We start from the raw sequence: 24,631 nt of genomic DNA on the forward strand, positions 1-24,631 counted from the left end.
ACAACTCTTTGCCGCAAATCCAAAGAATGAGTCGGCATTCCTTTCTCTCCTTCCTCTTGAATACCTGTACCCTATTTTAAATTAAAAGGCTGTATTACTTCTACTTGGGTATTAAGACAAATGCGCGCTCTGATTGGTCATCCACACAAAACACCCTTGAGCAACTGATTAAAACAGTGAGAGGTATCAGTATAGTTAGGATTCGAAGAGAAGGATTTTGCTGGGAAGATATTCGACACATGGTGGGTATCGCCTATGAGTTGGAACGGGATACCCAACCCATTGAGTATTTCCAAGTCAAGCGGCCACCTAAAGTCAACCCACTTGGTTTGGAAACACCTATAGCAGAGGCGGCAGGAAGCGATCGCTCCCAGCCGTGCGAACAGCTGCTTTGGTGGTTATCGGCAGCCGGTTCTGGTTCTTGGGAAACCTTTCAAGCCGTATGCAGTCACCTAGATCTAGTCCAACCGCGTCGGTTGTGGCGTCGGCTGCAGTTGTTAGGGCATCTTCTGGCAGCTCAGGATGGTCAACACTGGCAAATGCAGCCACCTTCCCTGCAGCCAGTGAGCAAAAATTGCTACGTGCTGTACGGTCAGCGAAACGCCAGCCTGCAAGAGTCTTTGCAGCAGTTTGGTCGCCTTGTGAAGATCCCTCAACCTCGAAGGGATGCTCCACCCTGTTGGCAGCTTGAGCTGCAAGCTGATGCTGCCACCGCAATTGCCGAGTTACGGGTCAAATATCCTGCTCTAGCCATTCGTCCGGTCGAGGCCCCTCCTCCTTGGGCTGATTGGGTAGCTACGCTAAAGGTCGTCGATTGGGTGCCACTTCACCGCTATCGACTAAAGCGCTACGATGGGAGCAGCTTCGTAGATGTGCCAGACGCCGAGGAAACGGGTTTCTACGAGCTGTACGAGGAGGGATCCCAACAGCAGCATGCCCTATTCTACGACCGCCAGCACAACGCTTGGTACAGCGCCGAATGGTACAGTTTACGTTTTTTGGCTTTGACTCATCTTGCTCCCAAAAACCTATCAGTTAGTTACGACCCCAATGCCCAAGAACTATCGATCCCTATCAGCCAGCGCTGGCCGCTAGCCTACGAACGCTACTTGGTCATGCAATCGGGTTGTCTGCCTCGCTACAATCGCACAACAGAAGAACTGATTTATCAGAACATTGCACCAACTGTGTGGCAAGTCATTGGTGAACAGCTGCCGTTTTTTGATCTGGAGAAATAGTTACAGTTTTTGCCAAAGGCAAAGGAAAAACCATGTACGACCTCGTCGGTATCTATCAGCGGTTAGATCGAATCTACCAGCTTTACATTAGAAGTGCTTTTCCCTTACGTTACCCTGCTCTTAGCGCCGAGCGGGATCGCCACTTGCAGTACAGACCTGAGAATGCTCTGCTTAGTACTCCTCCCCTATTGGAGCCTACACCACTCTACCCTTCTTCTGGCAAAACCCTTGAGGAAGCAGCGAAAGCTTTACCCGCTGGTTATGAAGATTTGGTATATCTAGGCCAGTCTTTATTTCCAAACTTTCCGCTGTATGAGCACCAATGGCAAAGTTTGAAGGCAGCCATCGTTAACCAGAAGGATATTGTAGTAACAACGGGAACTGGTTCTGGCAAAACCGAGTGTTTCTTGTTGCCAATCCTAGCCCACCTTGCCCGGGAATCCCGTACCTGGGATCCGATGTCTTCTCAGAGCGGAGATACGTTCTGGTGGAAGCACGCAGATGACAAGTGGGTGCCGCAGCGCCAAGGTCAACAACGACCGGCAGCAATCCGGGCGCTGATTCTCTATCCGCTGAACGCGCTGGTGGAGGATCAATTGCGGCGCTTGCGCAAAGTGTTGGATAGTCCAGAGACCCATGAATGGTTGGATCGCCATCGCGGTGGCAATCGCATCACCTTCGGTCGTTACACGGGACAAACCCCCCTCCCTGGCTATCGCACTCCCAAATCGCACTCCCAATAAGAAGGTAGAAGAACTAGCCCAGCAACTGCGAGAGTTGCAAGCAGAGCAGGAAAAGGCTGCCCAAAGTGAAGACCCAGATTTGAGGTTTTATTTTCCCCGCTTGGATGGGGGAGAAATGCGATCGCGCTGGGACATGCAAGAGCATCCGCCGGATATTTTGATTACCAACTATTCCATGCTCAACATTATGCTGATGCGGCAGATTGAGGAGGGGATGTTCGAGAAAACCAAAAGGTGGCTGCAGGGGGATCCCGAGCGTAAATTCTTGCTCGTCATCGATGAGTTGCACACTTACCGAGGCACGCCAGGCTCAGAAGTGGCCTACTTGCTGCGCTTACTTCTGTACCGCTTGGGGCTAACAGTTGACTCAGAACAATTGCAGGTTTTGGCAACCAGTGCCAGCTTGGAAGACAACGAAGCAGGACACAAGTTTCTCCGGGACTTTTTTGGTCGCGATCGCTTTGTGGTGATTGCCGGAGAACAAGTTCCTCCGGATCCCGAAGCGCCATTGCGAGTGCGCCAGTATCAAGCTGCTTTCGCTCAGTTTGCCCGGGACGTGCAGCCGGATCCCCTCCAGCCGCTGCGGCCCCTCCCCATTGCCAAGGAAGCCCTGACCAGACTGGTGCAAGCTTTGGGCGGCGATCTTAGCTCGGAATTGCCGGAGCGAGCCTTGGGGGAGTGCCTCGAGGAACTCAAAGTTGCCGATGCCCTGCGAGAGGCTTGTCGGCAAGTTAGCGGCAGCGTGCGCGCTACCCCCATCCAAAAAGTTGACAAGCAACTGTTCCCAGGTGCAACCATGCCCGAAGGGGGTCTGGTCTCTGAGTCCTTGCGGGGATTATTGATGGCGACAGCGGTAGCTCAACGAAAAGATGGGCGATCGCCTCAACCTGTGCGCGGCCACCTCTTCTTTCACAACTTGCAAGGGTTGTGGGCGTGCAGCAACCCGCGCTGCAGCGTCGCGCACCGTCCGTCGGGAGACAACCAACCCCCTCCACCTATTGGCGCCTTGCATAGCCAGCACCGCCTCAGTTGCGACTGTGGAGCGCGTGTTCTGGACTTGATCGTCTGCGAAGTTTGCGGGGAGGTATTCCTGGGGGGATATGCTTACCCATTTGCCAAGTCGGTCATCCTCACCCCCGATCAACCCGAGTTGGAGGGCATCCCTGATGATTTAGTGAACCTCACGCAAAAATCTGGGAACTATCGCGTTTTCTGGCCCCTGCCCCACGACCCAAAGCCTTGGGCGACCGAGCCGCAAGATTTGGAGTGGACTGCTAACGAAATAGAACGGCGGTGGCTTAAAGCCAAACTCAACCCCGCTACCGGCGAACTCACACAGGATATAATCCCCCCTAGAGAAGGCGAGGTTCCTGGCTGGCTGTACTGGGTGGAAGAAGGGAATCAGCCTGCCTTGCCGACCCGTTGCCCCCGTTGCGACACTGATCGCGCCCGCCGCGATGACTATCCCACCCCCTTGCGCGTGCACCGCACTAGCTTTCAGAGAGCCTGTCAGGTAATTGCCGGTGCTTTGTTGCGGGAAATGCCGACACCCCGATCCCGCAAGCTCGTGATTTTTTCCGATAGCCGTCAGGATGCTGCCAAATTGGCTGCTGGCATGGAAATGGATCACTACTGCGACATGGTGCGCCTGTTGCTAGTGCGATCGGCGCAGGAGTATTGGCAGGATCTGCGGGCCTTTCTGCGCAGCATTTTGCCTAGCCCAGAACAACAACGGCAGCGGTTGCGTGACTATCCTCGGTTGCTGCGAGAGGTTGAGGGGATGGATGAGGATCTGGATCGCTACAAGCGCTTCGTCAGTGGTCTGCAATCCTTCCTCAATGACGAGGCATGGCGTTGGTCGCAGGACATGCAACCGGCCAATCATGAGATCCGCCAACAATGGCTGGAAATGCTCGAGTCTTACGGTGAGAAAGTCCCGCTCCGCGAGCTTCGACGCACTCTGGCCAACCAACTCTTGCAGTTGGGATTGTGCCCTGGTGGTACGTCCTTTAGCGCCCTTTACTATTCCGTCAACAAGGATCGGCATCCCTGGACCGAGCTCTATAACTGGCAAAGTAAGCAAATAACACAAATTTACCGTCCAACAACAGAGCAAGACCGACACTTCAACAGACTCGACAACTATTTAGCTAATGAAATGATGTTCGCGCTGTTTGCCCATGCGGTTAGAAACATTGAGTCTTTTGGACAGGGCTATGTTACAGCTCAAGTCCCTTCAGAACTGCAAGATGTTGTGAGTTCAGTCATTCGCCAATTGGGAGTTCGCAAGCGGCATAAATACTCCGAATACTACCAGCAGGGTCACAACTGCGAATTACCCCAGTATGTGGCTCGATACTTGGAAAAGTTGGAAAAGTTAGAGCAACTAGGCAAGCCAGGACTGAAATCCCAGATTGAGCAGGAATCGTTCAAAATCGGTGTCAGCAGTAGGGGCGGACTGGTTTTGGATCCAGATCGCCTCTACCTCGTACCTGTCTCTAGCAAAGATCGCAAAGATCTTCAAGGCTACCGCTGTCCTCAGTGCAGCGCCTTTTACTTGCACTCCGCGGGAGGATGGTGCCCTGAGTGCAGCGGCGGTCGCAACACTAGCAGGTGCTCTGACCCCCAGGCAATTCGACTGCAACCCAGCAGCTTGCCGTGCGATTTGGATTACTACGCCTACCTCTCCGATCCTGACAACGAACCGTTTCGGATGAATGCTGCTGAATTGACTGGACAAACGGATAAAGAGGATCGCCTCAAACGGCAGCGCTGGTTCCAAGACGTATTTTTAGAGGGGGAAATACCGCTGGCCCAGGGCATTGATCTGTTAAGCGTGACCACCACCATGGAAGCCGGGGTAGATATTGGCGGGCTGTTGGCAGTGATGCTAGCGAACATGCCGCCTCGGCGTTTCAACTACCAGCAGCGAGTGGGTCGAGCTGGGCGGCGCGGCGCGGGGGTTTCCCTGGCGGTTACGTTTTGCCGGAGCCGCAGCCACGATGATTTTTACTTCCAGCGCCCTGAGGCCATTACCGGCGATCCGCCGCCTTCTCCTTACATCGACCTGCGCAGCCGTACCATTGCTCAGCGCGTCGTCGCCAAAGAAGTTTTGCGACAAGCTTTTCAGGAAGTCTCGCAACACGATCAATCCGCTGCAGTCCATCTTGAAGACGTGACCAGCGTCCACGGCGAATTTGGTCTAGCCGAAAAGTGGCAGGAGGTGGAGCCGTTGGTTCGCCAATGGATTGCTAGCCACGACCAAGAAATCCAAACCGTGATCACCCAACTCTGCCAGCAAACTCATCTCTCGGCTGACGATCGACAAGCCTTGCATCACTACATCTGCAACGATTTGGTCAATAAGATTAGCGAGATTGCCACTTCCAATGCCTACAGCCAATCCCAACTCAGCGAACGCCTGGCCAATGCTGGCATCTTGCCCATGTTTGGCTTTCCCACGCGGGTGCGCCTGCTCTATACCCGCTGGTCGGCTAGCCAAGGCACCATCGATCGCGACTTGGATACAGCAATCGCACAATTTGCCCCCGGCTCAGAAATCGTTAAAGATCGGGCGGTGCACACCGCCTGTGGACTGGTGGAGTTGGTGCCTCACAAAGGGGACGTGCGATCGCGTCCTGGCCTGGTGCCGGCTCTTGACCAACCTAACCGCTGGCTGGGCTTGTGCCGCAATTGCCAAGCCATGATTGAGGACTACCAGCCTCAGGGAGACTTCCCTTCTCCTCCCCCGGCGAACCTCAAGCTGGCGAAGCAAACTTGCCCTGTATGCAGGCAACCCACTCTTCGCTGTATTGATGCCCGAGAGCCGACAGGCTTTCTCACCAACTTGGAGCCGCGGGATTTTGAGGGTCAGTTTGAGTGGCAACCCCGCGTTAGCCGGCCCCTCCTGGGGGTATCTGAGCTAGAGCCTGGAGTGACAGTTGGCAACGCTTACCTGAGGGGAGGCAGCGGCAACATCCTGATCGTTAACGATCACGGCGGCGAGGGCGGTTTCTTACTGCAAAAAGAAGCTACAGTCTATGGCAGAAGGCAGCCAGGAGCCTATGTCTGTCTTGATCCCAATTCGCAAGCCCAAGGGAGACACGTCAAAGGGAGCGGCAATACCTATCGGATTGCCTTGCTGTCTAAGCGACGCACCGACGTGCTGCTGGCTGGCCTCCAGCGTTGGCCGTCTGGGGTGTTTGCCGACCCCAGAACCCTGGAGGGGCGAGCCGCTCTCTATTCCTTCGCTTTCTGGTTGCGAGCGGCTGCCTGTGCCTTTCTAGACGTCGATCCCGATGAGCTGCAGGCTGGCTTTCAAACTACAGCAGAGGGGGATCGAGTGATAGGTCAGGCTTTTCTGTTCGATCGGCTGGAGAACGGTGCAGGGTATTGCCCCCACCTTGCCCAGCCGGAAGTTTTTTCAAAGCTCCTGGAACAGGAAGACTGGACGCAGTCCAACAACAGTTTGGCCGCCCGTTGGCTGAAGCACCTGCACCAAGAGACCTGCGACACGTCTTGCAATAACTGCTTGCGCGATTATTACAACCTGGCTTACCACGGGTTGTTGGACTGGCGGCTGGCCTTGGATATGGCCCGCCTCCTGCGAGATGCCGAAGCGCCCCTCGGTTTGGACACCCCTTGGGAAGGGGAGGAGCAGGTGAATCCCTGGCAGCGCTTGGTGGAGCGAGCCTTGCCACCGCTGCTGGAAAACCTAGGCTTCCAAAGGGCATCTCAGAGCTTTCCGCTGCCGGTGTGGACGGGAAATCGCCAGCGAGAAGTGCGGATTGTACGCCATCCCCTGTGGACAAATGAGCACCCTATCTGGCGGCAAACTCTTGAGCAAGTCAAGCAAGCTTATCCCCAGGCCAACATTCAGGCAATCAATCCTTTTTTGACGTTGCGACGACCGGGAGATGTCCTGGCAAAACCGACAAACACTGCTAACTCTAGGCGTCCTACTACTGCCTGACTCTGTTTTGCCGCCGTCCTAAGTCGGTAAAGTCCAGTGGTAACCCACAATACTGGCAATTGCCCGTTCAACGAGCTGAGTGCGCTGTTGGGGGCAGTGAACTGCGTCAACCCCTACAGAGTCCCCACCGATTCGGAGCCAAAGGCTGAGAGGCCCCAGCGCTGTAGGCTATCGAAGGCCGCGTAGGCCGTTAGATCCGGCTGCAGGGGCGTAATCGACACATAGCCCTCAGCAACCGCCCGCACATCCGAGCGGGGATCCACCCCCTCTTCCACCACCTCTCCAGCTAGCCAGTAGTAGGCCTTGCCGCGCGGATCCACCCGTTTCTCATAGAGATCTGTGTACTTGCGCCAGGCCAGGCGGGCCAAGACCATGCCGCGTATTTCAGCCAGCGCTAGGGGGGGCACGTTGATGTTCAACAGCATCGGCTCCCCCAGGGGTTTCAGGCTCAGTTTCTCCAGTAGCTTCAGCACCACCTGGGCCGCTGGTTGAAAATCCTGATGGGTAAAACTGGCCAAGCTTACTGCCAGGCTAGGGATCCCTTCCAATAGCCCTTCCATTGCCGCCGAGACGGTGCCGGAGTAGAGCACATCCGTGCCCAGATTGGCTCCCTGATTGATGCCGGAAATCACCCAATCGGGAGGACGATCCAATAGCCCGTCCAGACCTAACTTGACACAGTCGGAAGGGGTGCCCGAACAGGCCCAGGCCTGCACTTCTGGAGGAAATCCCTCCCGCACCGGATCCACCCGCAGCGGCTTGTGCAACGTCAGGGCGTGGCCGGTGGCCGAGCGCTCCCGATCCGGACAGACCACCGTTACCTGGTGCCCCCCCAGCTGGGCCAGCGCTGCCGCCAAACACCGCACCCCTGCCGCCTGGATGCCATCGTCGTTGCTGATGAGAATATTCATCCCAGCCACCCCACACCCGCCCTTAGACATACACCAGTCTGACCCAATGATCTGCGCTGATCCCCCAGGTAGCCGAGTTCAGCGGCAGAATCTGAAAATTTACGGCTTCTTGGGGTTATTATTGGACGTAGCCTTTTGAACAATATCAGTAGGAACACAATGTCACCCTATGAGGTCAAGTGCCATTATGAAGCTAAGGTAAAGTAAACCCTGCGGTTTCCTTCCTCTTTGTATTTGCCTTCTTGTGTGTATCTTGCTGTTTCTCCATCCCCATCTTCCTAAGACTCCGTCCCGTTGACGTGTAGGTGCTCCGCACCGCCGGCGCGAACGCGGAAGCGTTGCATAGCCTACAGCCGGGTAAAGCTGGAAAGTCTGTAAAACCCATCAGGTCGCTCGAGCGACAGGAAGTTGATCTCATGTCACTTGTTTCCATCACATCGGCAACAGAGGCTCAGGAATGGCGTGAGCTTTGCCAGTGGGCCGAGGAGCACTACCGCTGTCGCACCTTTCCCAAAGACGTGCGCATTCCCACTCGTCCGGGATTGGTGTACATCACCCAAGAGGGAGTGGTGCGCCTGGTCAGCCAAACTCCAGAGCGGCGGGAGGTCTTTGTTGGGTTCATCACGGCTGGATTTCCTTTTGAGCTGAGCAACCCAGAGCGCTTTGAGTTGAAAGCCTGCACCCACGCCGATCGCACCACGGTGATGTGGTTTTACTGGCAGGATCTGGAGCAGTGGCCCTATCTGCACCAGAAGATTCAGGAAAACTTCCGCCAGCAACTGCAACGGAAGCTGCTGTGGTTGGGAAATCTGGGCCAACGGCGCGCCATCGATCGCCTCAAGGGCTTCTTGAGCCTGTTGATCGAAGAGTATGGACAGCCCTGTGAACAAGGGATGTATCTCCCCTGGCCCCTTACCCATGCCCAGATTGGGGATGCCATTGGGGCCACCCGCGTGACGGTGACTCGTCTTCTGGGATCCCTGCGTTCGAAAGGGTTTGTGCAGGTGCTGGATCAAAACTTAATTTGTATTCCCAACGGGGTAAAGCTCCAGCCCACTCCGAAGAAGGCGGCCAGCGCCTAACCCTGCTGTCTAGATGCTATCCAGAGTGTTATGCCTACAGCAGTCGGGAACTGCACTGCTGACGCGATGGGCCTGCAGCTCCACTACCGTACTTGGGGAAAAGGGATCCCTTCTCTCCCGATCCTGATGCTTCACGGCCACCCCGGCAGTGCCGACTGTATGCAGGTCTTCGCCGCAGCAGTGGCGGGGATCCACCCCTGTGTGGCGCCAGATCTGCGTGGCTACGGGCATTCCCAGGTGACGGATCCCTTTGAGATGCAGGATCACCTAGAGGACTTGGAGCGGCTGCTGGATCGCCTGGGCTGGCAGGAGTTTCTGGTTCTGGGCTGGTCCTTGGGCGGGATCCTGGCCCTGGAGTTGGCTTTGCGGCTGCCGCAGCGGGTAAAGGGTTTGGTCTTGGTGGCCAGTGCCGCCTGCCCCCGCAGCAACCATCCCCCCACCGATTTTTGGGATCAGGTCAACACCGGCGTTGCCTCGCTGCTCAACTGGCTTTGGCCCGGCTGGGAATGGAACATCGAGACCTTTGGCCGTCGCTCCCTTTACCGCTACCTGATGCAGCAACAGACCCCAACGGCCTATCGGTATTTGGCGCACATGGCCTTGCCCGCCTATCTGCACACCTCCCCCCAGGCTCGCCAAGCTCTGCGCGCCGCTTTGCAACGGGGCTACAACCGCGAGGGAGATCTGCACCGAATTCGCATCCCGGTACTGCTTATGGCCGGCGAGCGGGATCGCCACATCACCGCCAACAGCAGCCTGGCCACAGCCCGCGCCCTGCCCCACTGCACCTGCATTGTCTATCCCAACGTGGCTCATCTCTTTCCCTGGGAGATCCCCGACCGGGTGGGACAGGATCTGCGCCGCTGGCTCAGCGCTCAAGACTGGGCAAGTGGGATCCCGGTGGTTGGCTCTTCCGCTCCCTCTGCAGACAAGGCGGCAGAAGCCTGACCCTGGGCCAACTTCCGCAGCCGGGCAAAGGCCTCTTCCTCTAGATGGATCTGCTGCTGCTGTTGTTCTTCTGGGGTGCGCAGGCGCTTTCCCAACGGCTGTTGCAGCGTGCCCAAGAGCAACGGCTCGGAAACTCCCGGCTCGGGATGGATGACGGTGCGGGCCCGCAAGGTGAACACCGGCGAACCGGTGGAGAAGCGGCCCGGGGATCCCAAATCGCTGGCCGCCTGCTTCAGGGTGAGGATCAGTTGCTCTGGGGTGATATCCGGGCTGACAGCAATAACCGCTCGATCCGCCCCTTGGTCATAGACGGTGGTGTAGGGGGCAGCACCGGGAATGCGGGAGCGAAAGATCGGCCCCAAGCTGAGGGCAAAACATCCCGCTGTTAAAACCAGCGCAAACGCCGTGTAGCCCACCAGCGCAAACTTCAAGGGCCAATTGCGGATCCAGGCCAGCAGGGTGAGCACAGCCAGCAAGCCTGCTAGACCTAGCCCAATTTGGGTGGCAGAGGCAAAGAAAGATTCCAAAGTTGCATCCATGATTCCCCAGTTTAGCGGCTAGAGCTTCATCTCTAGGATGCAGGATGAGCCCGATTCTGGCTGCCCTATCTAAGGACTCCGTCCCGCTGGCACCCTGCTCCAGAAGGGCTTGGCTGGTTCTATCACCAAACCCCTGTGAGAAGAGGCAAGACGGATCAACCTACCAAACACAGAAAGCGGCGAGCCCTACAGATTTGAGGAGCATGGGCAAGGTCGGATTCGAACCGACACGGTTTCCCGCCGCATTTTGAGTGCGGTGCGTCTACCAGTTTCGCCACTCGCCCGACTTGGAACCATTATCCTACTGAACTGGCGAAACCTCGTCAACCAATCCCCCGAACTCTATCGGCGGCGGTCTTTCTCCAGTTGCTGGGCCTTTTGCCGAAGCTGGCGGGTTTGCTCCATCACCTCCTCCAGATCCTCGTGGGATAGCCGCTCGACGTAGTTAATTTTGATCTCTTCCAGCAAGTCTTGCAGGAGAGAGCGAATTTCTTCCGAAGCATGCTCCTGGCTGAGTTCCCGTGCCAAGACCTCACCAAACCGCTGCATCAGTTGCGCTGCCAGCTTGGAGCCGACGGGATCCTCGAAACTGCCCGTCAGGGTTTTGTAGGTGGTGGTGGTCAGCTCGTTGGCCAGGCGCTCCGTCAGTTGGCCAGGCAGGGATCCCAGGCCGGGAAGCTGTTCTAGAGTTTGCATGGCGGGCAACTGCTTGAGCAGGCCATCCAGGTTGTAGCGGAGCAGTTGTTGCAATTCCGGTTGCACCTGGGGCAAAACGCGGTAGAGAACAATGCGAAAAACCAGGTTGGCAATCGCCTCCAGCTCGTTGGTGTTGTTGATATCAATGTAGTCGCGCTGGGTACGCGCTGCCGGCAGTAGGGGCAGGGATCCCCGCTGAATGGATACCTGGATTTGGTTGATCACCCGCACGACAATGACTTCCGTCAGATCCTCGGCGAAGTTGGTAACAAAGCCCTGGCTCACCTGGGCGCGTACCCGCTCCAGATCCAGCAACTGTGCTTGTCCCAGCCGGATGGTGACGGGGATCACCCGCAGCCAGCGCCAAAAGGGCAGCAGCAACAGCACATCGTACCAACGCCAGAGCATGGCATCCAGCCAATTGACTCCGGTGTAGCGACGGCTGATGGCCACTGTGCGCAGCAAAAATTCCAGCCCAAACAGAAGCACGAAGGGAAAATCCAGCACCGGGAAAAAGTCAACAGGGTTACCGCTCTCACCAATGGGGCGGAAATAGTTGGTCTCAAAGAGGGGGCGCAGCCGGGTCTGGAAAAATTCGATTCCATCTGCGGGATCGGCGCCGGCCAAGTACTCAGCAGTCCAAAAGCGGGCAAAGGCGGCTCTGGCGGAGTCGGCTTCTGGGATGTGCTCCCGCATCAAGTTGAGGATACGCACAAACTGGCCGGTTTTGTTGGCGCCCTGAAAGGGGTTGGTCTCGATCATCTCGTCGCTGAGCTCCCGCAAGCGGGCCAGGATCGGTGCAGCCGCTTCCGACTCCACGCCAAACCGCAGGGTAACCTGGCGCAGCTCATCCACCAAGGCCAAGTAGCGCTGGGTTTCGGGGTTGGGCTCGATACCTTTGATGGGATCGTATAGGTCGGTCACCGGGGAACGGCTGGTTTCTTCGGAGAGAATCGGCAGCGGAATGGGAGGACCAAAGGCGCCAAAAATTTGCACCCGACCCTGGAGCCAAAAATCTCGCCCAGGCACATAGCTCATGTCGAAGAGCACCAAGCACAGGTTGCTCAGGGCCAGCAGGGCCATCCCCTTCTCGTAGAGGAGCAGCCAGCGACTTCGCCCCCTGAGGACAGAGCGTCTGAGAATCCGTTGAGCAGCGTTCAAAGGACTCCGTCCCGGCCTTGGGTCAACCGGTTGGTTTGAGTCAGCCTTAGTCTACCACCCCTGGGGTGAGCCACCCTTGGCTTGAGCAAGCTGTAGTGCAACCTGGCCAAAGTGCCGCCAAATGGCCTCTGCCTGTGGCCCCACCTGGCGCAGAATCCAACCCTTACAGATGGGATCCGGAGACTTGACCAGCCAGTGTAGGGGCTCTGTCCCGCTGACGCAAACGGTCGGCCAAGGGGGCTCCGGCCAATCCCCCAGCAAGTACAAGGATCCCCAACAGAGGTGGAATCCCAGCACCGACGCGGCGGAGACTTGTCGATGGGGAAAGTGCAGATCCATGTGTTCCTGCAGCCAGAGTTTTCTCCCCTCTGGGGAGGATGGGATCCCGGCAGTGACCCAAACTTGCAAGCAGTTGGCAAGATGTTCAAACTGCCAGCGTTCGTCCATGGCCAGCCGTCCGGCAGTCCAGATCTCGGCATAGGCCAGGCGGGCTGTGGGATCCAGTTCGATCTGCACCTGCTGGCGAAAGTCTGCCCCTGCCCCCGGAATGGTCGGGTGAGGGATCCAGATCAATTGGCTGGTGGAGGCCAGCTTGACCTTGACCTGCTGACGAATCAAGCCGGGATGCAGCCGCGTTGCCCCTTGGGTGCGAATTTCCAGCGCCGAGCCTGGCCCCAGCCCGATCTCGATCCGGTGGCGATCCCCACCCAGCAGGCCGCCGTTGGGGTTGCGCAGGTAGTACACAGGTGGCTCCCCAGGGGATCCCAGCCATTGCAGGGGAGCCTGAGAATACTCCCAAATACGGGTATGTTCGCCTCGGCGGGTTGCCTTCAAGATGGCCTTACCGAAGTTCACAGGCGGCTCACCGAGGGGGGGTCGGCCTTGATGGGGCGAAACAGCACCTCCCGCTCCAGCCAACTGAGAACCTGCTCCAGCCCCTCACCCGTGCGCAGGTTGGTAAAGACAAAGGGCCTATCTCCCCGCATGCGACGGGCATCCCGTTCCATCACCCCCAAGTCTGCTCCCACATAGGGAGCCAGATCGATCTTGTTGATCACCAGCAGGTCGGAGCGGGTGATCCCCGGCCCGCCTTTGCGCGGGATCTTGTCCCCTTCGGCCACGTCGATGACGTAAATGCAGGCGTCCACCAGCTCCGGGCTGAAGGTAGCTGCCAAGTTGTCCCCCCCCGATTCCACCAAGATGAGATCTAGGGGGCAAAAGCGGCGCTCCAGCTCCTGAATGGCGTCTAGGTTGAGGGAGGCATCTTCCCGAATGGCCGTGTGGGGGCAGCCCCCAGTCTCTACGCCAATGATCCGCTCTGCCTCCAGAGCCTTGGCCCGCACCAAAAACTCGGCATCCTCGCGGGTATAGATATCGTTGGTCACCACCGCCAAAGACAGGTGGTCCCGCAGCGCCAAGCAGAGCTTTTCCACCAAAGCGGTTTTTCCAGATCCCACCGGGCCGCCAATGCCAACCCGTACCGGCTGGGAAGTTTGCGCAACTTTGCCCGACATCTGACCACCTAATGCTCTTTGAGGGCATTCTAGAATCAGAAGCTTGCAAGGGATCCGAGTATGGTTCGGCTTTTGGTGGCAACTGCTGTGGTGCTGGTGGGATTTTTGCTGGTTAACCGCCTCTATCGCAACCCGCTGAGTTCGGAGCCGAGACCAGAGCAAGCCAGCCCAGAAGCTGCCCAGCAAGGGATCCCTCAAGGTGGGCCGCTGCAGATTTACCAATCGCGGGATCAACTGCAGCAAACCCTCAACCAAGGGGCTACCGCCACCCAGCAGCAGGTGGAAGCCGTTGAACAATCCTTGGGCAATCCTTGACAGGTTGCAAGCCCTGCAGGAGTGTCTGGAACGAAACCAAAAGACCAAGGTCCCCTTCTCAACGGGAGAAGGGATCCCTCCCCCAGACCGTGAAGCGCCCCTTAGGCTTGGGTGGATCCCCCAGACGCGCTAAAGTCGAGAATGCTGCAATTTTTATAGACCGTCCATGCGGATCCCTCCTGTTACCCCAGAGAAAGCCGATAAGCAACTGCAAAAGGTTTACGAAAGCCTGGAGAAAACCTACGGCACCGCCCTCAACCCCCTGCAGGTGATGGCCCACAAGCCCCAACTGATGCGAGCCGTGATGAACCTCTACGGGGCGCTGCACACCCAAAACCCCAACTTGCCTGAAGAGCTGAAGGAGCTGGTCAGCATCCGCATTGCCCAAATCAACGGCTGCCGCCACTACTGCCTTCCCTACCACACCCTGCAGGCGCAAAAGTACGGCGCCTCCCCTGCCAAAATTGCGGCGGTGGCCCAGGCCCGCACCAGCACCCTCTACACCGAAGCGGAGAAGCTGGCCATCGAGTACGCTGAGCGGATGACCGTGCCCAGCATGGTGGTGACCGACAGCTTCTTTGCCCAGCTAAAAGCCATTTGGTCAGATGAAGATCTGGTGGAGCTATCGGCTTGGATTGGCTTTATGAACTTCTGGACCAAGGTGATTGCCGCCCTAGATGTGCCTTTGGATCCCGTCTTTGCCGAGCAACTTCACGTCTCATGAACAACCGGCAAACTCCCCTCTCTCAGGGGGGTAAGGGATCCCGACCCAAACCCTCCACTAGGCCCAGTCGTCTCGCGTGCTAAAGCTGCGGTCGTACACCTGGCCGCGGGCATGGATCTGGCGAGTCCGGGCGAACAGCTCTTCTTCGCTCAGGCCCCACTGTTCCAGGATTTGATCCAAATCCCGCTGCAGATCCCAGGCACCGGGGAAACCGTGGTAACGGATGCGCAAACGGGCGACTTCCGCCAGCACCCACTCGGAGAGGGGCCTCTCCTGAGCCTGCACCATCAGCTCATCGAGCGCAGCCCGGTCGGTGGCATACTGCGGATGTTGCTGCTCTCGTCGGGATGGGCCATTCGCGGGTGAACGGGATACAGCCATCGGTCTCCCTCCTTTTTCTCTCACTCTAGTTGAGTTCCCCTGGAGATTTTCAATATCGAGGATTGGGATCCCTGATGGCATGGGATCCCGAGAAGGCAGAAGAAAACCGCTATACTGCAAATGTTGCAGACCATGAACATTCTTCAGTTGCGGAGGCGGCGGCTATGCCCATGCCCATGATCGAGACCCGTACCGACCGGATGCTGCTCAACTTTGGGCCGCACCATCCCTCTATGCATGGGGTTTTGCGTTTGCTGGTCACCCTAGATGGCGAAAACATCGTCGATTGCGAACCGGTGATCGGCTACTTGCACCGCGGCATGGAAAAAATCGCCGAAAACCGCACGGTGGTGCAATACCTGCCCTACGTCTCCCGTTGGGACTACGGGGCCGGCATGTTTAACGAGGCCATCACCGTCAATGCCGTCGAGAAACTGGCCGGGATCAGCGTGCCCAGACGGGCCAGCTACCTGCGGGTGATCATGTTGGAGCTAACTCGTATTACCAACCACCTGCTTTGGTTTGGTCCCTTCTTGGCGGATTTGGGCGCCCAAACCCCCTTCCTCTACGCCATGCGGGAGCGGGAGTGGATCCTAGACTTGTTTGAAGCCGTCACCGGCATGCGCCTGATCAACAACAACTATTTCCGGGTGGGCGGCGTGGCGGTGGACTTGCCCTACGGCTGGACGGAAAAATGCCTAGACTTTTGCGAGTATTTCTTGCCCAAAGTGGATGAATACGAGCGGCTGGTGACCGACAACCCCATCTTCCGCCGACGGCTGGAAGGGGTGGGAGCCATCTCCAAGCAAGACGCCATCAATTGGGGTCTGTCGGGTCCCATGTTGCGGGCCTGCGGCGTCAACTGGGATCTGCGCAAAGTGGATCACTACGAGTGCTACGACGACTTCGACTGGGAGGTGGCCGTTTATCCCGAAGGGGATTGCCTGGCCCGCTATCGGGTGCGCATGAAAGAGATGCGCGAGTCCTGCAAGATCGTGCAGCAAGCCGTCAAGGCTTTGCCAGGAGGCCCCTTTGAAAACCTGGAAGCCAAGCGGATGCTGGAGGGGCCGAAGTCGGAGTGGAACAAAGGGGACTACCAGTTCATCAGCAAAAAGCCTTCCGCCAATTTCAAGATCCCCAAGGGGGAAGCCTACGTGCGGGTGGAGAGCGCCAAAGGAGAGCTGGGCATTTACATTGTTGGTGACGACAACGTCTGCCCGTGGCGCTGGAAGATCCGTCCCCCCGGCTTTGTCAATTTGCAAGTGTTGCCTCAGCTCATTCGCGGCATGAAGGTAGCCGACATGATCGCCATCCTCGGCAGCATTGACATCATCATGGGCGAGGTGGATCGCTAGGAATCGCTAAGATACTTACGGAAAGCGAGGACAAAGGCGATGGCCTGGGCGATCTTGGTTCTGCCGCTGTTGATTGTGTCTGTCATTGCTGCGGTTATCGGCCCCAAGCAATGGGCTAAGTACCAAGAGGAAAGGCGCCGCCGCGCGGAAGAGCTATCTGATGCTCGCCTTCAGGCCATCATCCAGCAGGAGCTACGCCGCCGTAACCGCCCCCCCCAGTCGGATCCCAACGGCAAAACCTAGCTACAGGGATCCCAAACCCTACCCAACCCGCCATCTCTAGGGAGCTACTCACCCCCATGACAAACGCTGGTATCGACCTACAACTTGGCTTCGAGACTGCCCTACAGAACCTAGGCTTGGGAGCAGGTGCAGCCCATGCCCTCTGGATGCCCCTGCCGATGTTGCTGCTGATCATCGCCGCCACCTTGGGGGTGATGGTCATGACTTGGCTGGAGCGCAAGATCTCGGCAGCAGCCCAACAGCGGATTGGCCCCAACATGGCCGGCCCTCAGGGGGTGCTGATCCCCATTGCCGATGGCATCAAGCTGCTGACCAAAGAAGATGTTCTACCCATCTTGGCCGACCCAGTCTTGTTTACGCTGGGGCCGATATTGGTTTTCCTGCCCGTCTTTTTGTGCTACCTGGTGGTTCCCTTTGGCCAGAACCTATTGATCTCCAACATTGCCATTGGCGTGTTCTTCCTGATCGCCACCTCCAGCGTGCAACCCATCGGTTTGTTGATGTCGGGCTACGGTTCCAATAACAAGTACTCCTTGCTGGGTGGGCTACGCGCGGCAGCTCAATCGATCAGCTACGAACTGCCGCTGGCCCTGTCGGTGTTGGCCGTGGTGCTGATGAGCAACGGTCTGGACACGGTGGGGATCGTGGAGCAGCAGAGCGGCCTGGGCATTCTGAGCTGGAATGTGTGGCGGCAGCCCATTGGCTTTGTCATTTTCCTGATCTCGGCTCTGGCGGAAACGGAGCGGATCCCGTTCGATTTGCCGGAAGCAGAAGAAGAGCTGGTAGCCGGTTACCAAACGGAGTACTCCGGCATGAAGTTTGCCCTGTTTTATCTGGGATCCTACGCCAACCTGCTGCTGGCTTCCCTCATTGCAGCGGTGCTGTACTTGGGGGGTTGGTCGTTTGTGGTGCCGGTGGAAACGATTGCCGCCTTGGCCGGGATCCCCTTGGATAACCCCTTCTTGCAGATCGGCGCAGCGGCCTTGGGCATTGTCATGACGATGGTCAAAGCTTTTATCTTCATCTTCTTGGCCATCCTGCTGCGCTGGACCTTGCCGCGGGTGCGCATTGACCAACTGCTGGACTTGGGGTGGAAGTTTTTGCTGCCCGTATCCTTTGTTAACTTGCTGCTGACGGCAGCCCTAAAGCTCGCCTTCCCCACCTTTTTTGGGGGTTGAATGAGAAGTAAAGAGGCAAGAGAGGGAGAACATAGGTCATGACGTTTCTCAAGCGTGTCAAAGAATATGTGGGCGATGCCTTCCGAGCCGCCAAGTACATCGGCCAAGGGATGGGGGTTGTCTTCGACCACATGGGCCGGCGCCCGGTAACCGTGCAATACCCCTTCGAAAAGCTGATCCCCTCTGAGCGCTTTCGGGGACGCATCCACTTCGAGTTCGACAAGTGCATTGCCTGCGAGATCTGTGTTCGAGTTTGCCCAATTGACCTGCCGGTGGTGGATTGGGCCTACAACCCAGAGCTGAAGAAAAAGGAGCTTTACAGCTACAGCATTGATTTTGGGGTGTGCATTTTCTGTGCCAATTGTGTGGAGTTTTGCCCCACCAACTGCCTCTCGGTAACTGAGGATTATGAGCTGGCCGCCTACGACCGCCACGACCTCAACTACCATCAGGTGGCGATGGGCCGTTTGCCCTCTAAGGTTACCGAAGACCCGATGGTGACCCCCTTGCGAGAATTTGCCTATCTGCCCAAAGGGGTGATCGATCCCCACGACTTGCCTGCTGGATCCCAGCGTGCCGGCAAACGGCCTGAAGAGATTTTGGCAGAAATGCGCGCTGCCAAGGCAGCTAAGGAGAAAGAAGCCAAAGCTGCAGTGGAATAGTCCGCCCAGTTATAGTCGTTTCAGGTTAGGGTGAGACGCCTGGGCTATTGAGAGAAGTCTTCCGGCTCCGTACAGTCAACATTGGGTTATGAGTGCAGTGTTCTATTTTGAATCGAAATGACCATCATTGATCGCTGTTGGTAAGACATAACCCTTTTCCACAGAACTTTGGAACCGGCAGATTTTCTTCTGCTGTTGCTCCAGGCGTTCATGGATGGATCCCGTGCTCCCCTCTTCCCTTAAAGGGGAGATAGGGGTGGTTGCAATATCTGACCATGTGCTTGCAGGACTGTGTTCTGCTTCCGGTTGTTGCCATGCGATGCCTAGAGGCAATGACCTCTTCAGAAGAAAGAAAAAGCACTGGAGCTTGCAAACTGCCTGATGAACCCAAGCGTGCAGGATGGATAGCTGCAAGTTTTAGGGGAAGGAAAAGGCAAACCTACCTGCCAACCCTGGCGAGGTGGCCGACCCGCCGAAGGTTTGTGTGACGACTCCGCTCCTACGAACCGTTACGGTGAAGGGAATGGGAGCAGTTACTTGGGAACAGCGTCGAAACAATCTCACATCGATAATGTATAGCCCTGTGGGAGGAGTGGAGATCCAGAAGACATTTTCGACAGGGCTTGTGGTCGCTCCAACACAATCGCGATTGGCATCCACATCCAACCGCCCCCCAGAAGGAATGGCAGGATTGTTGAAAAACACCGTCTGCTGTGTGGGATCCGTAACATACAGGTCAAGGTCATCGATGGTGTTCCAACTCAAGGTAACTTGAATGGGGCCGGTGCCCAATACTGGAGGTGTGGGGGTGGGAGAGGGTGTCGGTGCAGGAGTTGGCGTGGGCGCAGGTTCCCCAGTGACCCTCTGAGCAAAGTTTCCTTGGAAAGTATTGCCAGCCAGGTAGGCTGCGACTACCGCATCTGGGGTGCCGGGGGCTGCTTGAATTGCTATCCCTATGCCCTCGCCCCGAGCTAGGAACGTATTCCCGGAAATGGTACGGGCCTGGGTTCCCTGCAAAATACGAATGCCGACACTGCCGGCTATCCTGCCCACGCCGATCCGGTTGGATTGAATGGATGGAATTGAGCCTGCCCCATCCAGCTGAATCCCGGTAGTGCCACTCGTACCTGCTTGCCGCGCCTGCAGTACCAAGCCGGCTCCAGCCGTGGGTGGATCCCCTTCGATTTGGTTGTTGCGGAAGATCCCGCCGGAGTTGTCACCATAGCGAACGGCCAAAGCCCCCAAAGCCTGCAGGAGAATTGTGTTGTTTTCAAGGATGGGATTGCTGCCCGGCACAGTGCCTATGCCCACCCCACCCGTTTTACTGACAATCGGCGAGACACGGCTGACCCGGCCATTCCCAGAGATCTGCACACAGGGATCCAAAAATTGCTGGCACAAAATCTCGGCCAATTGGTTCAAGGCTCCCTCTAGAACCGCAGCATTGCCGTTGACCAAGATGTTGGAGCGAGGGTCGTTGAGGGTGACCTTGCGCGGCTGAAAAGTGCCGTTGTTCACCTGCACCCGTCCACCCCCCAGCACCACATCTACCCCCTGCAGGCTGGTTTGGCTGGCTACAATCACGTCAAAGAGCCCGGTCAGGATCTCATAGGCGGTGGAGCTGGTGATGCGAATGCGACCGCCGTTGGTGCCATCGCCGCCATCCAGGGCCAGGTTGCTTTGCAAAGTTTCCCTGCCCGTCCCCAAAATCTCGATCAGCACCTCCAGGCCGGCTGTGGCAGTCTGAAGTCGCTGCGCCTCTGCAACTGCGTCTGCCAGTTTGGTAAAGGGGCCACTGGCCGGATCCACTCTCAGGATGATGGGCCCGCCACCTGGCGGAGGAAGAGGTGGAGAACTGCCGCCGCCACCCCCACAGCCGAGGGCAACCCCCGCCAACAGAGGCAGCAAGGCTGAACAGATCCCCCAACCAGATTTGGATACTTGGCCAAGCATAGGTGGAAAGCCCCTTACAAGCGCTTAGCGGTTAAGGTTGTTACAGCAACAAACAAGAGCAACAAACAACTGCCACGGGGTCAAGGTACAGATGGCCAAGCTGGGATCCAATGCCCTCAGCAAAAGCATCCTCTAACGAATCCCCTCCTCAGTCAAGGCTTCGCAAGGGATCCGCAATCAATCGGCAACAAAAATCTCAAAAATCTAGCGCTCTCCAGGAACTTGGAGGGTTCCGGCGATAATGTTCTGCTTCACCGCTTCCACGGCGGCCACCAAATCCGCTGAGAGCAAGGCTTGGTTGTACTCATCCAGAGCATAGCCCACACCCTCGTTCTCCAGGCCAAAGGTTTGAATGCCGCCGACAAAGTTGCCTTAAAGTTGCCTTCCACCACGCTGCGAATCACTTCATAGGTGGCCATATCCACCCGCTTCAGCATCGAGGTGAGACCGTGGTTGAGGGTGGCAGGGTTGTTATCGGTATCCCCCAGGTAGTTTTGGTTAGCATCCACACCGATAAAGAACAGCGGACGGGTATCTCCGCTGCAGATGCTGGCATAATCGGCGGGTTTGGGCACTTCCGCAAAGGGCTCTCGAATGAAACTCACCCCGGCGGGCAGCCCTGTAGGATGCTGTTGGGCCAGAGCAGCCCAAAGAGCAGCGAGGTAACATCATCTCCCGCCGTATCCGTGTCGATCAAAAAGCGTTGCACAGCCATACCCAGGCTAAGCCCAAATCAGGGTGACATCTTAACCTTTGCGGGCAGTCTCAGGGCAGCCGCTGAGCCGGTGTATCTTGAGAGGGGATCCCTGTAGACCAGAGTTGGCGATGTCCTTCTCCATCCGCTCCATTACACCGCAACAGATGGCCCAACACCTACGGGATCCCGAGGCCGGCCCTCTGCAATTGATCGATGTGCGGGAACCGGCAGAGCTGGAGCTGGTGAATTTAAATGCCCTGGGCTTTCGCAACTACCCCTTGAGCCAGTACGAGGAATGGAGGGAACGGATCCTCACAGAGCTGGATCCAGATCAGCCAACTTTTGTGCTCTGTCATCATGGCCTCCGCTCTGCTCAGATGAGCCAGTGGCTACAGGCCAACGGGTTCACTCAGGTTCATAACATCAGCGGCGGCATTCACGCTTGGGCTTGTGAGGTGGATCCCTCCCTGCCCACCTATTGAGGTCACGGGCAAACCAGCACCATGTTCCCCATTCTTCATCTGCAGGGGGATCCCCAACAACGAGGCCAACAGTATGGATCCCAGGCGGCTCCCCTCATTCGCCACAGCATTGCCAGCTACGCCCGCCAATTTGCCTACCGCTGTGGTCTCACCTGGCAGCAGGCCCAGACCCAAGCAGAGGGATCCCTGCCCTGGCTAGAGCGCCACGTGCCCCACCTGCTGGAAGAAATCCAAGGCATTGCCGCGGGGAGTGGCTTTCGTTTCGCCGAGATTCTGGCCCTCAATTTGCGCACCGAAATTTTATCCAGATCGGTTCCCAGGGGATCCCATCCCGACTGCGCCGCTGCTCTGGAACACAATCTCCAAAACGGAGTACCCCAGTACCCAGCGGATCCTGTTCACGAATGCAAGGTGATTGAGAATCTCATCAATCCAAGCCCAGCCAAATCAGATTGGGGAGAATGCACTACCCTAGCAGCCTTGCCCCAGGTTACCTCCACCCACCACACCTACTTGGCCCAAACCTGGGATTGGATCGGGGAGCAGCGCAGGGCCTGTGTGCTGTTGTGCGTTCGCTCCGATAACCACCCTGCCTACCTCACCCTGACCGAAGCTGGGATCCTGGCCAAAATCGGCCTCAACCGAGCAGGGTTGGCCGTGGCCCTCAACCTCTTGCGCTCTACCCTAGATGGGCAAACCGAGGGAATGCCGGTGCATTTGCTATTGCGCTTGTTGTTGGAGTGCGAGGAGTGGCAGCAAGCTGTGGAGAGGGTGAGATCCTATCCTTACACCGCGTCCTCTTGTGTCAGCGTTGCGGGTACCGCAGGACAGGCGGTAGGCCTACAGCCCGCTAGTGCAATCAGCTTTGAAATCAGTCCACGAGGAATTGGCCTGCATCTCCCTCAAGGAGGGATCCTCGCCCACGCCAATCATTTCCTGGATCCGGCCTTGCGAGAAGATGAGCTGCCCCCCCATATAGGATCCTCCACAAGGCTAGAACGGGCCTATCATTTGCTTCGCCAGAGCGCTCAAACGGGAACCCTAGACGCGGTCGCTCTTCAAAAAATCCTACAAGACCGGACGAATGCCCCCCACTGCATCTGCCGCTATCCGGATCCCCATCTGCCCGTCTGGGATCGCACCGAAAGCGTGGCGGCTGTGGTGATGGATTTGAACCGGCAAATCTTACACCTGGCCCCCAACATTCCCGATCAAGTGGAGTTTGTACCGATTTCCGGGATTTTCTAGGTTTGGAAGATGCAGTAGGATCGAGCTGAAGAGAGAGGAGGGGCAGGCGATCGCGTCCTTGCTGTCGCCACCAGACAGCGGGATGAGGAAAGTCCGGGCTTTCAGAAGAACACACCGCTGGGGAAAGCCCAGTGCGGGTAACCGCGAGGATAGTGCCACAGAAACATACCGCCGATGGCTGGGAGCCCAGCACAGGTAAGGGTGCAAAGGTGGGGTAAGAGCCCACCAGCAACGTCGTGAGGCGTTGGCTCGGTAAACCCCGGTGGAAAGCAAGGCCGCAGCCGCAGGACTATGGCTGTTCTTCGCCCCTGTTGGCTGCATCGAGATCACGGTACCCAAAGCGGGGAAGGGTGCTCTCGATGGTGGTGAGCCGCTAGAGGGTGATGGCAACATCACTCCCAGATGGATGATCGCCAGTGCAACTCTGCACTACAGAACCCGGCTTACAACCTCCTCTCTTTTCTACTTGCACATCTACCTGTTTGCACATCTATTTGCACACAGAGAGAGTTTGTTCCGAGCTCACGGGAGTTCTGCAGGTTGCCGGGATCCCTGTGGTCTGGGGCTATTTATTGGCCGTAGTCAGTGTGTCGTTGGGAGAAGCTGTATCGCATGCCCACCTAGGGCACTTGGAGAGCCTTGTCCAATTGTGGGTGGCTGCGCTACGGCGTAGGTTCTGTCATTCTGGTCACGCCTGCCATCCACAGCTCCACGCAGGCTTGCAGGAGGGAGGGTATCCTGTCGGGTTCAGCGCTTTCTTCTGATTGTTTATCTGCCGGTTTCTCCTCATTCTGCTCCTCGACAGAGGGCTCCGCCCCGTCGGCGTGAACGGTGGGCAACTCGGCGGTTACTGCCAGCATGGCTGCTCCCAAAATCATCACATGCAAAACCCCAACGGCTGCATAAAGGCGATCCGGCTCGACAGATTGCAACTCAGAGTTGGGAAATCGCCGCAAATACTCTGTCAGCTGTTCTTGGGCCTGAGAAAAACCCATCCGCAAGGCGCGACGATGCTCCTCAGAATAAAGGCCAGCCTCCCCGACCAGGGAGCGCACCAGTTCAGGATTATCGGCCAAAGCCCGAAAACAGGTGTGGACATAGCGCAGGAGAATGGCTTGCAACCCAGAACCTTGAGAGGGGGCGGGATCCGCCTTCAGAGGCAGATCGGCAATGCCGGAAAAGACCCCCAGCTCCCCAAATACGGCCAGGAGTAGCCCCTGCTTGGTGCCGAAGTGCCGAAACAGGGTGACCTCATTCACTCCGGCCAAATCCGCAATTTGACGGGTGGTGGTCTGGGTGATGCCCTGACGAACGAACAGCTCCCGAGCCGCATTCAGCAGCCTTTGCCGAGAAGAAGGACGTGCCATAGTGAGGAGAAAACCTGAAGAATTGCGGCGGGCTGCAAGTGACGCTTGCATTTACGGTGGAATACCGCTAGGCTTAATGTCAAGCGAGAGGATGTCGGCAGCGTTGCCTCTGCTCCTCTTCTTCCTGTGTAGCCAAGTTCATCACAGCGGAGCACATAGCAAGTCACCGCTGGCTATGGCGGTGTCTTCAGGGGTTTGACTCCGTTTTCACGTTGGGCCGCT

Annotated in this window: 22 protein-coding genes, 1 tRNA gene and 1 other RNA gene; 14 read left to right on the top strand and 10 right to left on the bottom strand. The window is 57.2% G+C overall.

Annotated elements, in window-relative coordinates:
* Positions 1-239 precede the first annotated feature (239 nt).
* The 3 genes from ACVW0B_RS05295 (at position 240) to ACVW0B_RS05305 (ending at position 6,953) form a co-directional block, all read left to right on the top strand.
* Positions 240-1,238: a hypothetical protein gene (locus tag ACVW0B_RS05295; protein WP_457491127.1), complete on the top strand. Its 999-nt coding sequence runs from the start codon at positions 240-242 to the stop codon at positions 1,236-1,238.
* A gap of 32 nt (positions 1,239-1,270) precedes the next feature.
* Complete coding sequence (locus tag ACVW0B_RS05300; RefSeq protein WP_457491128.1) at positions 1,271-1,981, top strand: DEAD/DEAH box helicase; 711 nt, start codon at positions 1,271-1,273, stop codon at positions 1,979-1,981.
* 115 nt (positions 1,982-2,096) lie between these two features.
* The gene (locus ACVW0B_RS05305) at positions 2,097-6,953 is read left to right on the top strand and encodes a helicase-related protein (RefSeq protein ID WP_457491129.1); all 4,857 of its coding nucleotides are present in this window, start codon (positions 2,097-2,099) and stop codon (positions 6,951-6,953) included.
* 113 nt (positions 6,954-7,066) lie between these two features.
* Here ACVW0B_RS05305 and surE read toward each other — a convergent pair whose 3' ends face one another.
* Positions 7,067-7,864, bottom strand: a complete 798-nt coding sequence (surE, locus tag ACVW0B_RS05310; RefSeq protein WP_457491130.1) for a 5'/3'-nucleotidase SurE — start codon at positions 7,862-7,864, stop codon at positions 7,067-7,069.
* 416 nt (positions 7,865-8,280) lie between these two features.
* Here surE and ACVW0B_RS05315 point away from each other — a divergent pair, with 416 nt between their 5' ends.
* Positions 8,281-8,946, top strand: coding sequence for a Crp/Fnr family transcriptional regulator (locus ACVW0B_RS05315; RefSeq protein WP_011432518.1), 666 nt, complete (start codon positions 8,281-8,283; stop codon positions 8,944-8,946).
* A 30-nt stretch (positions 8,947-8,976) separates the two neighbouring features.
* Positions 8,977-9,894, top strand: a complete 918-nt coding sequence (locus tag ACVW0B_RS05320; protein ID WP_457491131.1) for an alpha/beta fold hydrolase — start codon at positions 8,977-8,979, stop codon at positions 9,892-9,894.
* On the opposite strand, the gene ACVW0B_RS05325 is transcribed toward ACVW0B_RS05320, so the two are convergent.
* From ACVW0B_RS05325 to ureG, 5 genes are all read right to left on the bottom strand, one after another.
* A complete protein-coding gene (locus ACVW0B_RS05325) occupies positions 9,822-10,433 on the bottom strand; it encodes a Ycf51 family protein (protein WP_414343408.1) in 612 nt (203 codons plus the stop codon). The genes ACVW0B_RS05320 and ACVW0B_RS05325 overlap by 73 nt on opposite strands.
* A 204-nt stretch (positions 10,434-10,637) precedes the next feature.
* Positions 10,638-10,717: transfer RNA gene (locus ACVW0B_RS05330), tRNA-Leu, on the bottom strand.
* 58 nt (positions 10,718-10,775) lie between these two features.
* Entirely contained in the window at positions 10,776-12,290 is a 1,515-nt protein-coding gene (locus ACVW0B_RS05335) for a hypothetical protein (RefSeq protein WP_457491132.1), read from the bottom strand.
* A 51-nt stretch (positions 12,291-12,341) separates the two neighbouring features.
* Positions 12,342-13,145 (bottom strand): urease accessory protein UreD, encoded by an 804-nt coding sequence (locus ACVW0B_RS05340; protein ID WP_457491133.1) that lies wholly within the window; start codon positions 13,143-13,145, stop codon positions 12,342-12,344.
* Positions 13,142-13,804 (bottom strand): urease accessory protein UreG, encoded by a 663-nt coding sequence (gene ureG / locus ACVW0B_RS05345; RefSeq protein ID WP_011432513.1) that lies wholly within the window; start codon positions 13,802-13,804, stop codon positions 13,142-13,144. The genes ACVW0B_RS05340 and ureG overlap by 4 nt, the downstream gene beginning before the upstream one ends.
* 60 nt (positions 13,805-13,864) lie before the next feature.
* Here ureG and ACVW0B_RS05350 point away from each other — a divergent pair, with 60 nt between their 5' ends.
* Both ACVW0B_RS05350 and ACVW0B_RS05355 read left to right on the top strand, forming a co-directional pair.
* Complete coding sequence (locus ACVW0B_RS05350; protein ID WP_414331870.1) at positions 13,865-14,119, top strand: hypothetical protein; 255 nt, start codon at positions 13,865-13,867, stop codon at positions 14,117-14,119.
* A gap of 166 nt (positions 14,120-14,285) precedes the next feature.
* On the top strand, positions 14,286-14,843 hold the full coding sequence (locus ACVW0B_RS05355) for a carboxymuconolactone decarboxylase family protein (protein ID WP_414352218.1): 558 nt from the start codon (positions 14,286-14,288) through the stop codon (positions 14,841-14,843).
* Positions 14,844-14,900: 57 nt separating this feature from the next.
* Here the strand turns inward: ACVW0B_RS05355 and ACVW0B_RS05360 are convergent, their stop codons facing one another.
* Entirely contained in the window at positions 14,901-15,224 is a 324-nt protein-coding gene (locus tag ACVW0B_RS05360) for a DUF3288 family protein (protein WP_457491134.1), read from the bottom strand.
* A 170-nt stretch (positions 15,225-15,394) separates the two neighbouring features.
* On the opposite strand from ACVW0B_RS05360, the gene ACVW0B_RS05365 reads away from it, so the two are divergent.
* Genes ACVW0B_RS05365 through ndhI form a run of 4 tightly spaced genes read left to right on the top strand, consistent with a single transcriptional unit; the run spans position 15,395 to position 18,662 of the window.
* On the top strand, positions 15,395-16,579 hold the full coding sequence (locus ACVW0B_RS05365) for an NAD(P)H-quinone oxidoreductase subunit H (RefSeq protein ID WP_041437160.1): 1,185 nt from the start codon (positions 15,395-15,397) through the stop codon (positions 16,577-16,579).
* 39 nt (positions 16,580-16,618) lie between these two features.
* Positions 16,619-16,822 carry a hypothetical protein gene (locus ACVW0B_RS05370; protein WP_011432507.1) on the top strand — a complete coding sequence of 68 codons (204 nt, stop codon included), beginning with the start codon at positions 16,619-16,621 and terminating at the stop codon, positions 16,820-16,822.
* Between the two features lie 56 nt (positions 16,823-16,878).
* A complete protein-coding gene (nuoH, locus tag ACVW0B_RS05375; RefSeq protein ID WP_414331864.1) occupies positions 16,879-18,000 on the top strand; it encodes an NADH-quinone oxidoreductase subunit NuoH in 1,122 nt (373 codons plus the stop codon).
* 38 nt (positions 18,001-18,038) lie between these two features.
* Positions 18,039-18,662, top strand: coding sequence for an NAD(P)H-quinone oxidoreductase subunit I (gene ndhI, locus ACVW0B_RS05380; protein ID WP_457405761.1), 624 nt, complete (start codon positions 18,039-18,041; stop codon positions 18,660-18,662).
* Positions 18,663-19,079: 417 nt separating this feature from the next.
* On the opposite strand, the gene ACVW0B_RS05385 is transcribed toward ndhI, so the two are convergent.
* Together ACVW0B_RS05385 and ACVW0B_RS05390 are read right to left on the bottom strand one after the other, a co-directional pair.
* On the bottom strand, positions 19,080-20,570 hold the full coding sequence (locus tag ACVW0B_RS05385) for a right-handed parallel beta-helix repeat-containing protein (protein ID WP_457491135.1): 1,491 nt from the start codon (positions 20,568-20,570) through the stop codon (positions 19,080-19,082).
* A 296-nt stretch (positions 20,571-20,866) separates the two neighbouring features.
* The gene (locus tag ACVW0B_RS05390; protein ID WP_457491136.1) at positions 20,867-21,220 is read right to left on the bottom strand and encodes a hypothetical protein; all 354 of its coding nucleotides are present in this window, start codon (positions 21,218-21,220) and stop codon (positions 20,867-20,869) included.
* A gap of 220 nt (positions 21,221-21,440) precedes the next feature.
* On the opposite strand from ACVW0B_RS05390, the gene ACVW0B_RS05395 reads away from it, so the two are divergent.
* The 3 genes from ACVW0B_RS05395 (at position 21,441) to rnpB (ending at position 23,504) form a co-directional block, all read left to right on the top strand.
* Positions 21,441-21,794, top strand: a complete 354-nt coding sequence (locus ACVW0B_RS05395; protein ID WP_457491137.1) for a rhodanese-like domain-containing protein — start codon at positions 21,441-21,443, stop codon at positions 21,792-21,794.
* A 21-nt stretch (positions 21,795-21,815) separates the two neighbouring features.
* Positions 21,816-23,042, top strand: a complete 1,227-nt coding sequence (locus ACVW0B_RS05400; protein ID WP_457491138.1) for a C45 family autoproteolytic acyltransferase/hydolase — start codon at positions 21,816-21,818, stop codon at positions 23,040-23,042.
* Between the two features lie 32 nt (positions 23,043-23,074).
* Positions 23,075-23,504: RNase P RNA component class A (gene rnpB, locus ACVW0B_RS05405), an RNA gene on the top strand.
* A gap of 200 nt (positions 23,505-23,704) precedes the next feature.
* On the opposite strand, the gene ACVW0B_RS05410 is transcribed toward rnpB, so the two are convergent.
* Complete coding sequence (locus ACVW0B_RS05410; RefSeq protein ID WP_457491139.1) at positions 23,705-24,409, bottom strand: TetR/AcrR family transcriptional regulator; 705 nt, start codon at positions 24,407-24,409, stop codon at positions 23,705-23,707.
* Between the last annotated feature and the right edge of the window lie 222 nt (positions 24,410-24,631).

Source organism: Thermostichus sp. MS-CIW-23, assembly GCF_054059455.1.

Excerpts from the sequence above, each read along its gene's own strand:
- ACVW0B_RS05295 (WP_457491127.1), top strand. The coding sequence starts at position 240 with ATGGTGGGTATCGCCTATGAGTTGGAACGGGATACCCAACCCATTGAG.
- ACVW0B_RS05300 (WP_457491128.1), top strand. The coding sequence starts at position 1,271 with ATGTACGACCTCGTCGGTATCTATCAGCGGTTAGATCGAATCTACCAG.
- ACVW0B_RS05305 (WP_457491129.1), top strand. The coding sequence starts at position 2,097 with ATGCGATCGCGCTGGGACATGCAAGAGCATCCGCCGGATATTTTGATT.
- surE (WP_457491130.1), bottom strand. The coding sequence starts at position 7,864 with ATGAATATTCTCATCAGCAACGACGATGGCATCCAGGCGGCAGGGGTG.
- ACVW0B_RS05315 (WP_011432518.1), top strand. The coding sequence starts at position 8,281 with ATGTCACTTGTTTCCATCACATCGGCAACAGAGGCTCAGGAATGGCGT.
- ACVW0B_RS05320 (WP_457491131.1), top strand. The coding sequence starts at position 8,977 with ATGCCTACAGCAGTCGGGAACTGCACTGCTGACGCGATGGGCCTGCAG.
- ACVW0B_RS05325 (WP_414343408.1), bottom strand. The coding sequence starts at position 10,433 with ATGGATGCAACTTTGGAATCTTTCTTTGCCTCTGCCACCCAAATTGGG.
- ureG (WP_011432513.1), bottom strand. The coding sequence starts at position 13,804 with ATGTCGGGCAAAGTTGCGCAAACTTCCCAGCCGGTACGGGTTGGCATT.
- ACVW0B_RS05350 (WP_414331870.1), top strand. The coding sequence starts at position 13,865 with ATGGTTCGGCTTTTGGTGGCAACTGCTGTGGTGCTGGTGGGATTTTTG.
- ACVW0B_RS05355 (WP_414352218.1), top strand. The coding sequence starts at position 14,286 with ATGCGGATCCCTCCTGTTACCCCAGAGAAAGCCGATAAGCAACTGCAA.
- ACVW0B_RS05360 (WP_457491134.1), bottom strand. The coding sequence starts at position 15,224 with ATGGCTGTATCCCGTTCACCCGCGAATGGCCCATCCCGACGAGAGCAG.
- ACVW0B_RS05365 (WP_041437160.1), top strand. The coding sequence starts at position 15,395 with ATGCCCATGATCGAGACCCGTACCGACCGGATGCTGCTCAACTTTGGG.
- ACVW0B_RS05370 (WP_011432507.1), top strand. The coding sequence starts at position 16,619 with ATGGCCTGGGCGATCTTGGTTCTGCCGCTGTTGATTGTGTCTGTCATT.
- nuoH (WP_414331864.1), top strand. The coding sequence starts at position 16,879 with ATGACAAACGCTGGTATCGACCTACAACTTGGCTTCGAGACTGCCCTA.
- ndhI (WP_457405761.1), top strand. The coding sequence starts at position 18,039 with ATGACGTTTCTCAAGCGTGTCAAAGAATATGTGGGCGATGCCTTCCGA.
- ACVW0B_RS05395 (WP_457491137.1), top strand. The coding sequence starts at position 21,441 with ATGTCCTTCTCCATCCGCTCCATTACACCGCAACAGATGGCCCAACAC.
- ACVW0B_RS05400 (WP_457491138.1), top strand. The coding sequence starts at position 21,816 with ATGTTCCCCATTCTTCATCTGCAGGGGGATCCCCAACAACGAGGCCAA.
- ACVW0B_RS05410 (WP_457491139.1), bottom strand. The coding sequence starts at position 24,409 with ATGGCACGTCCTTCTTCTCGGCAAAGGCTGCTGAATGCGGCTCGGGAG.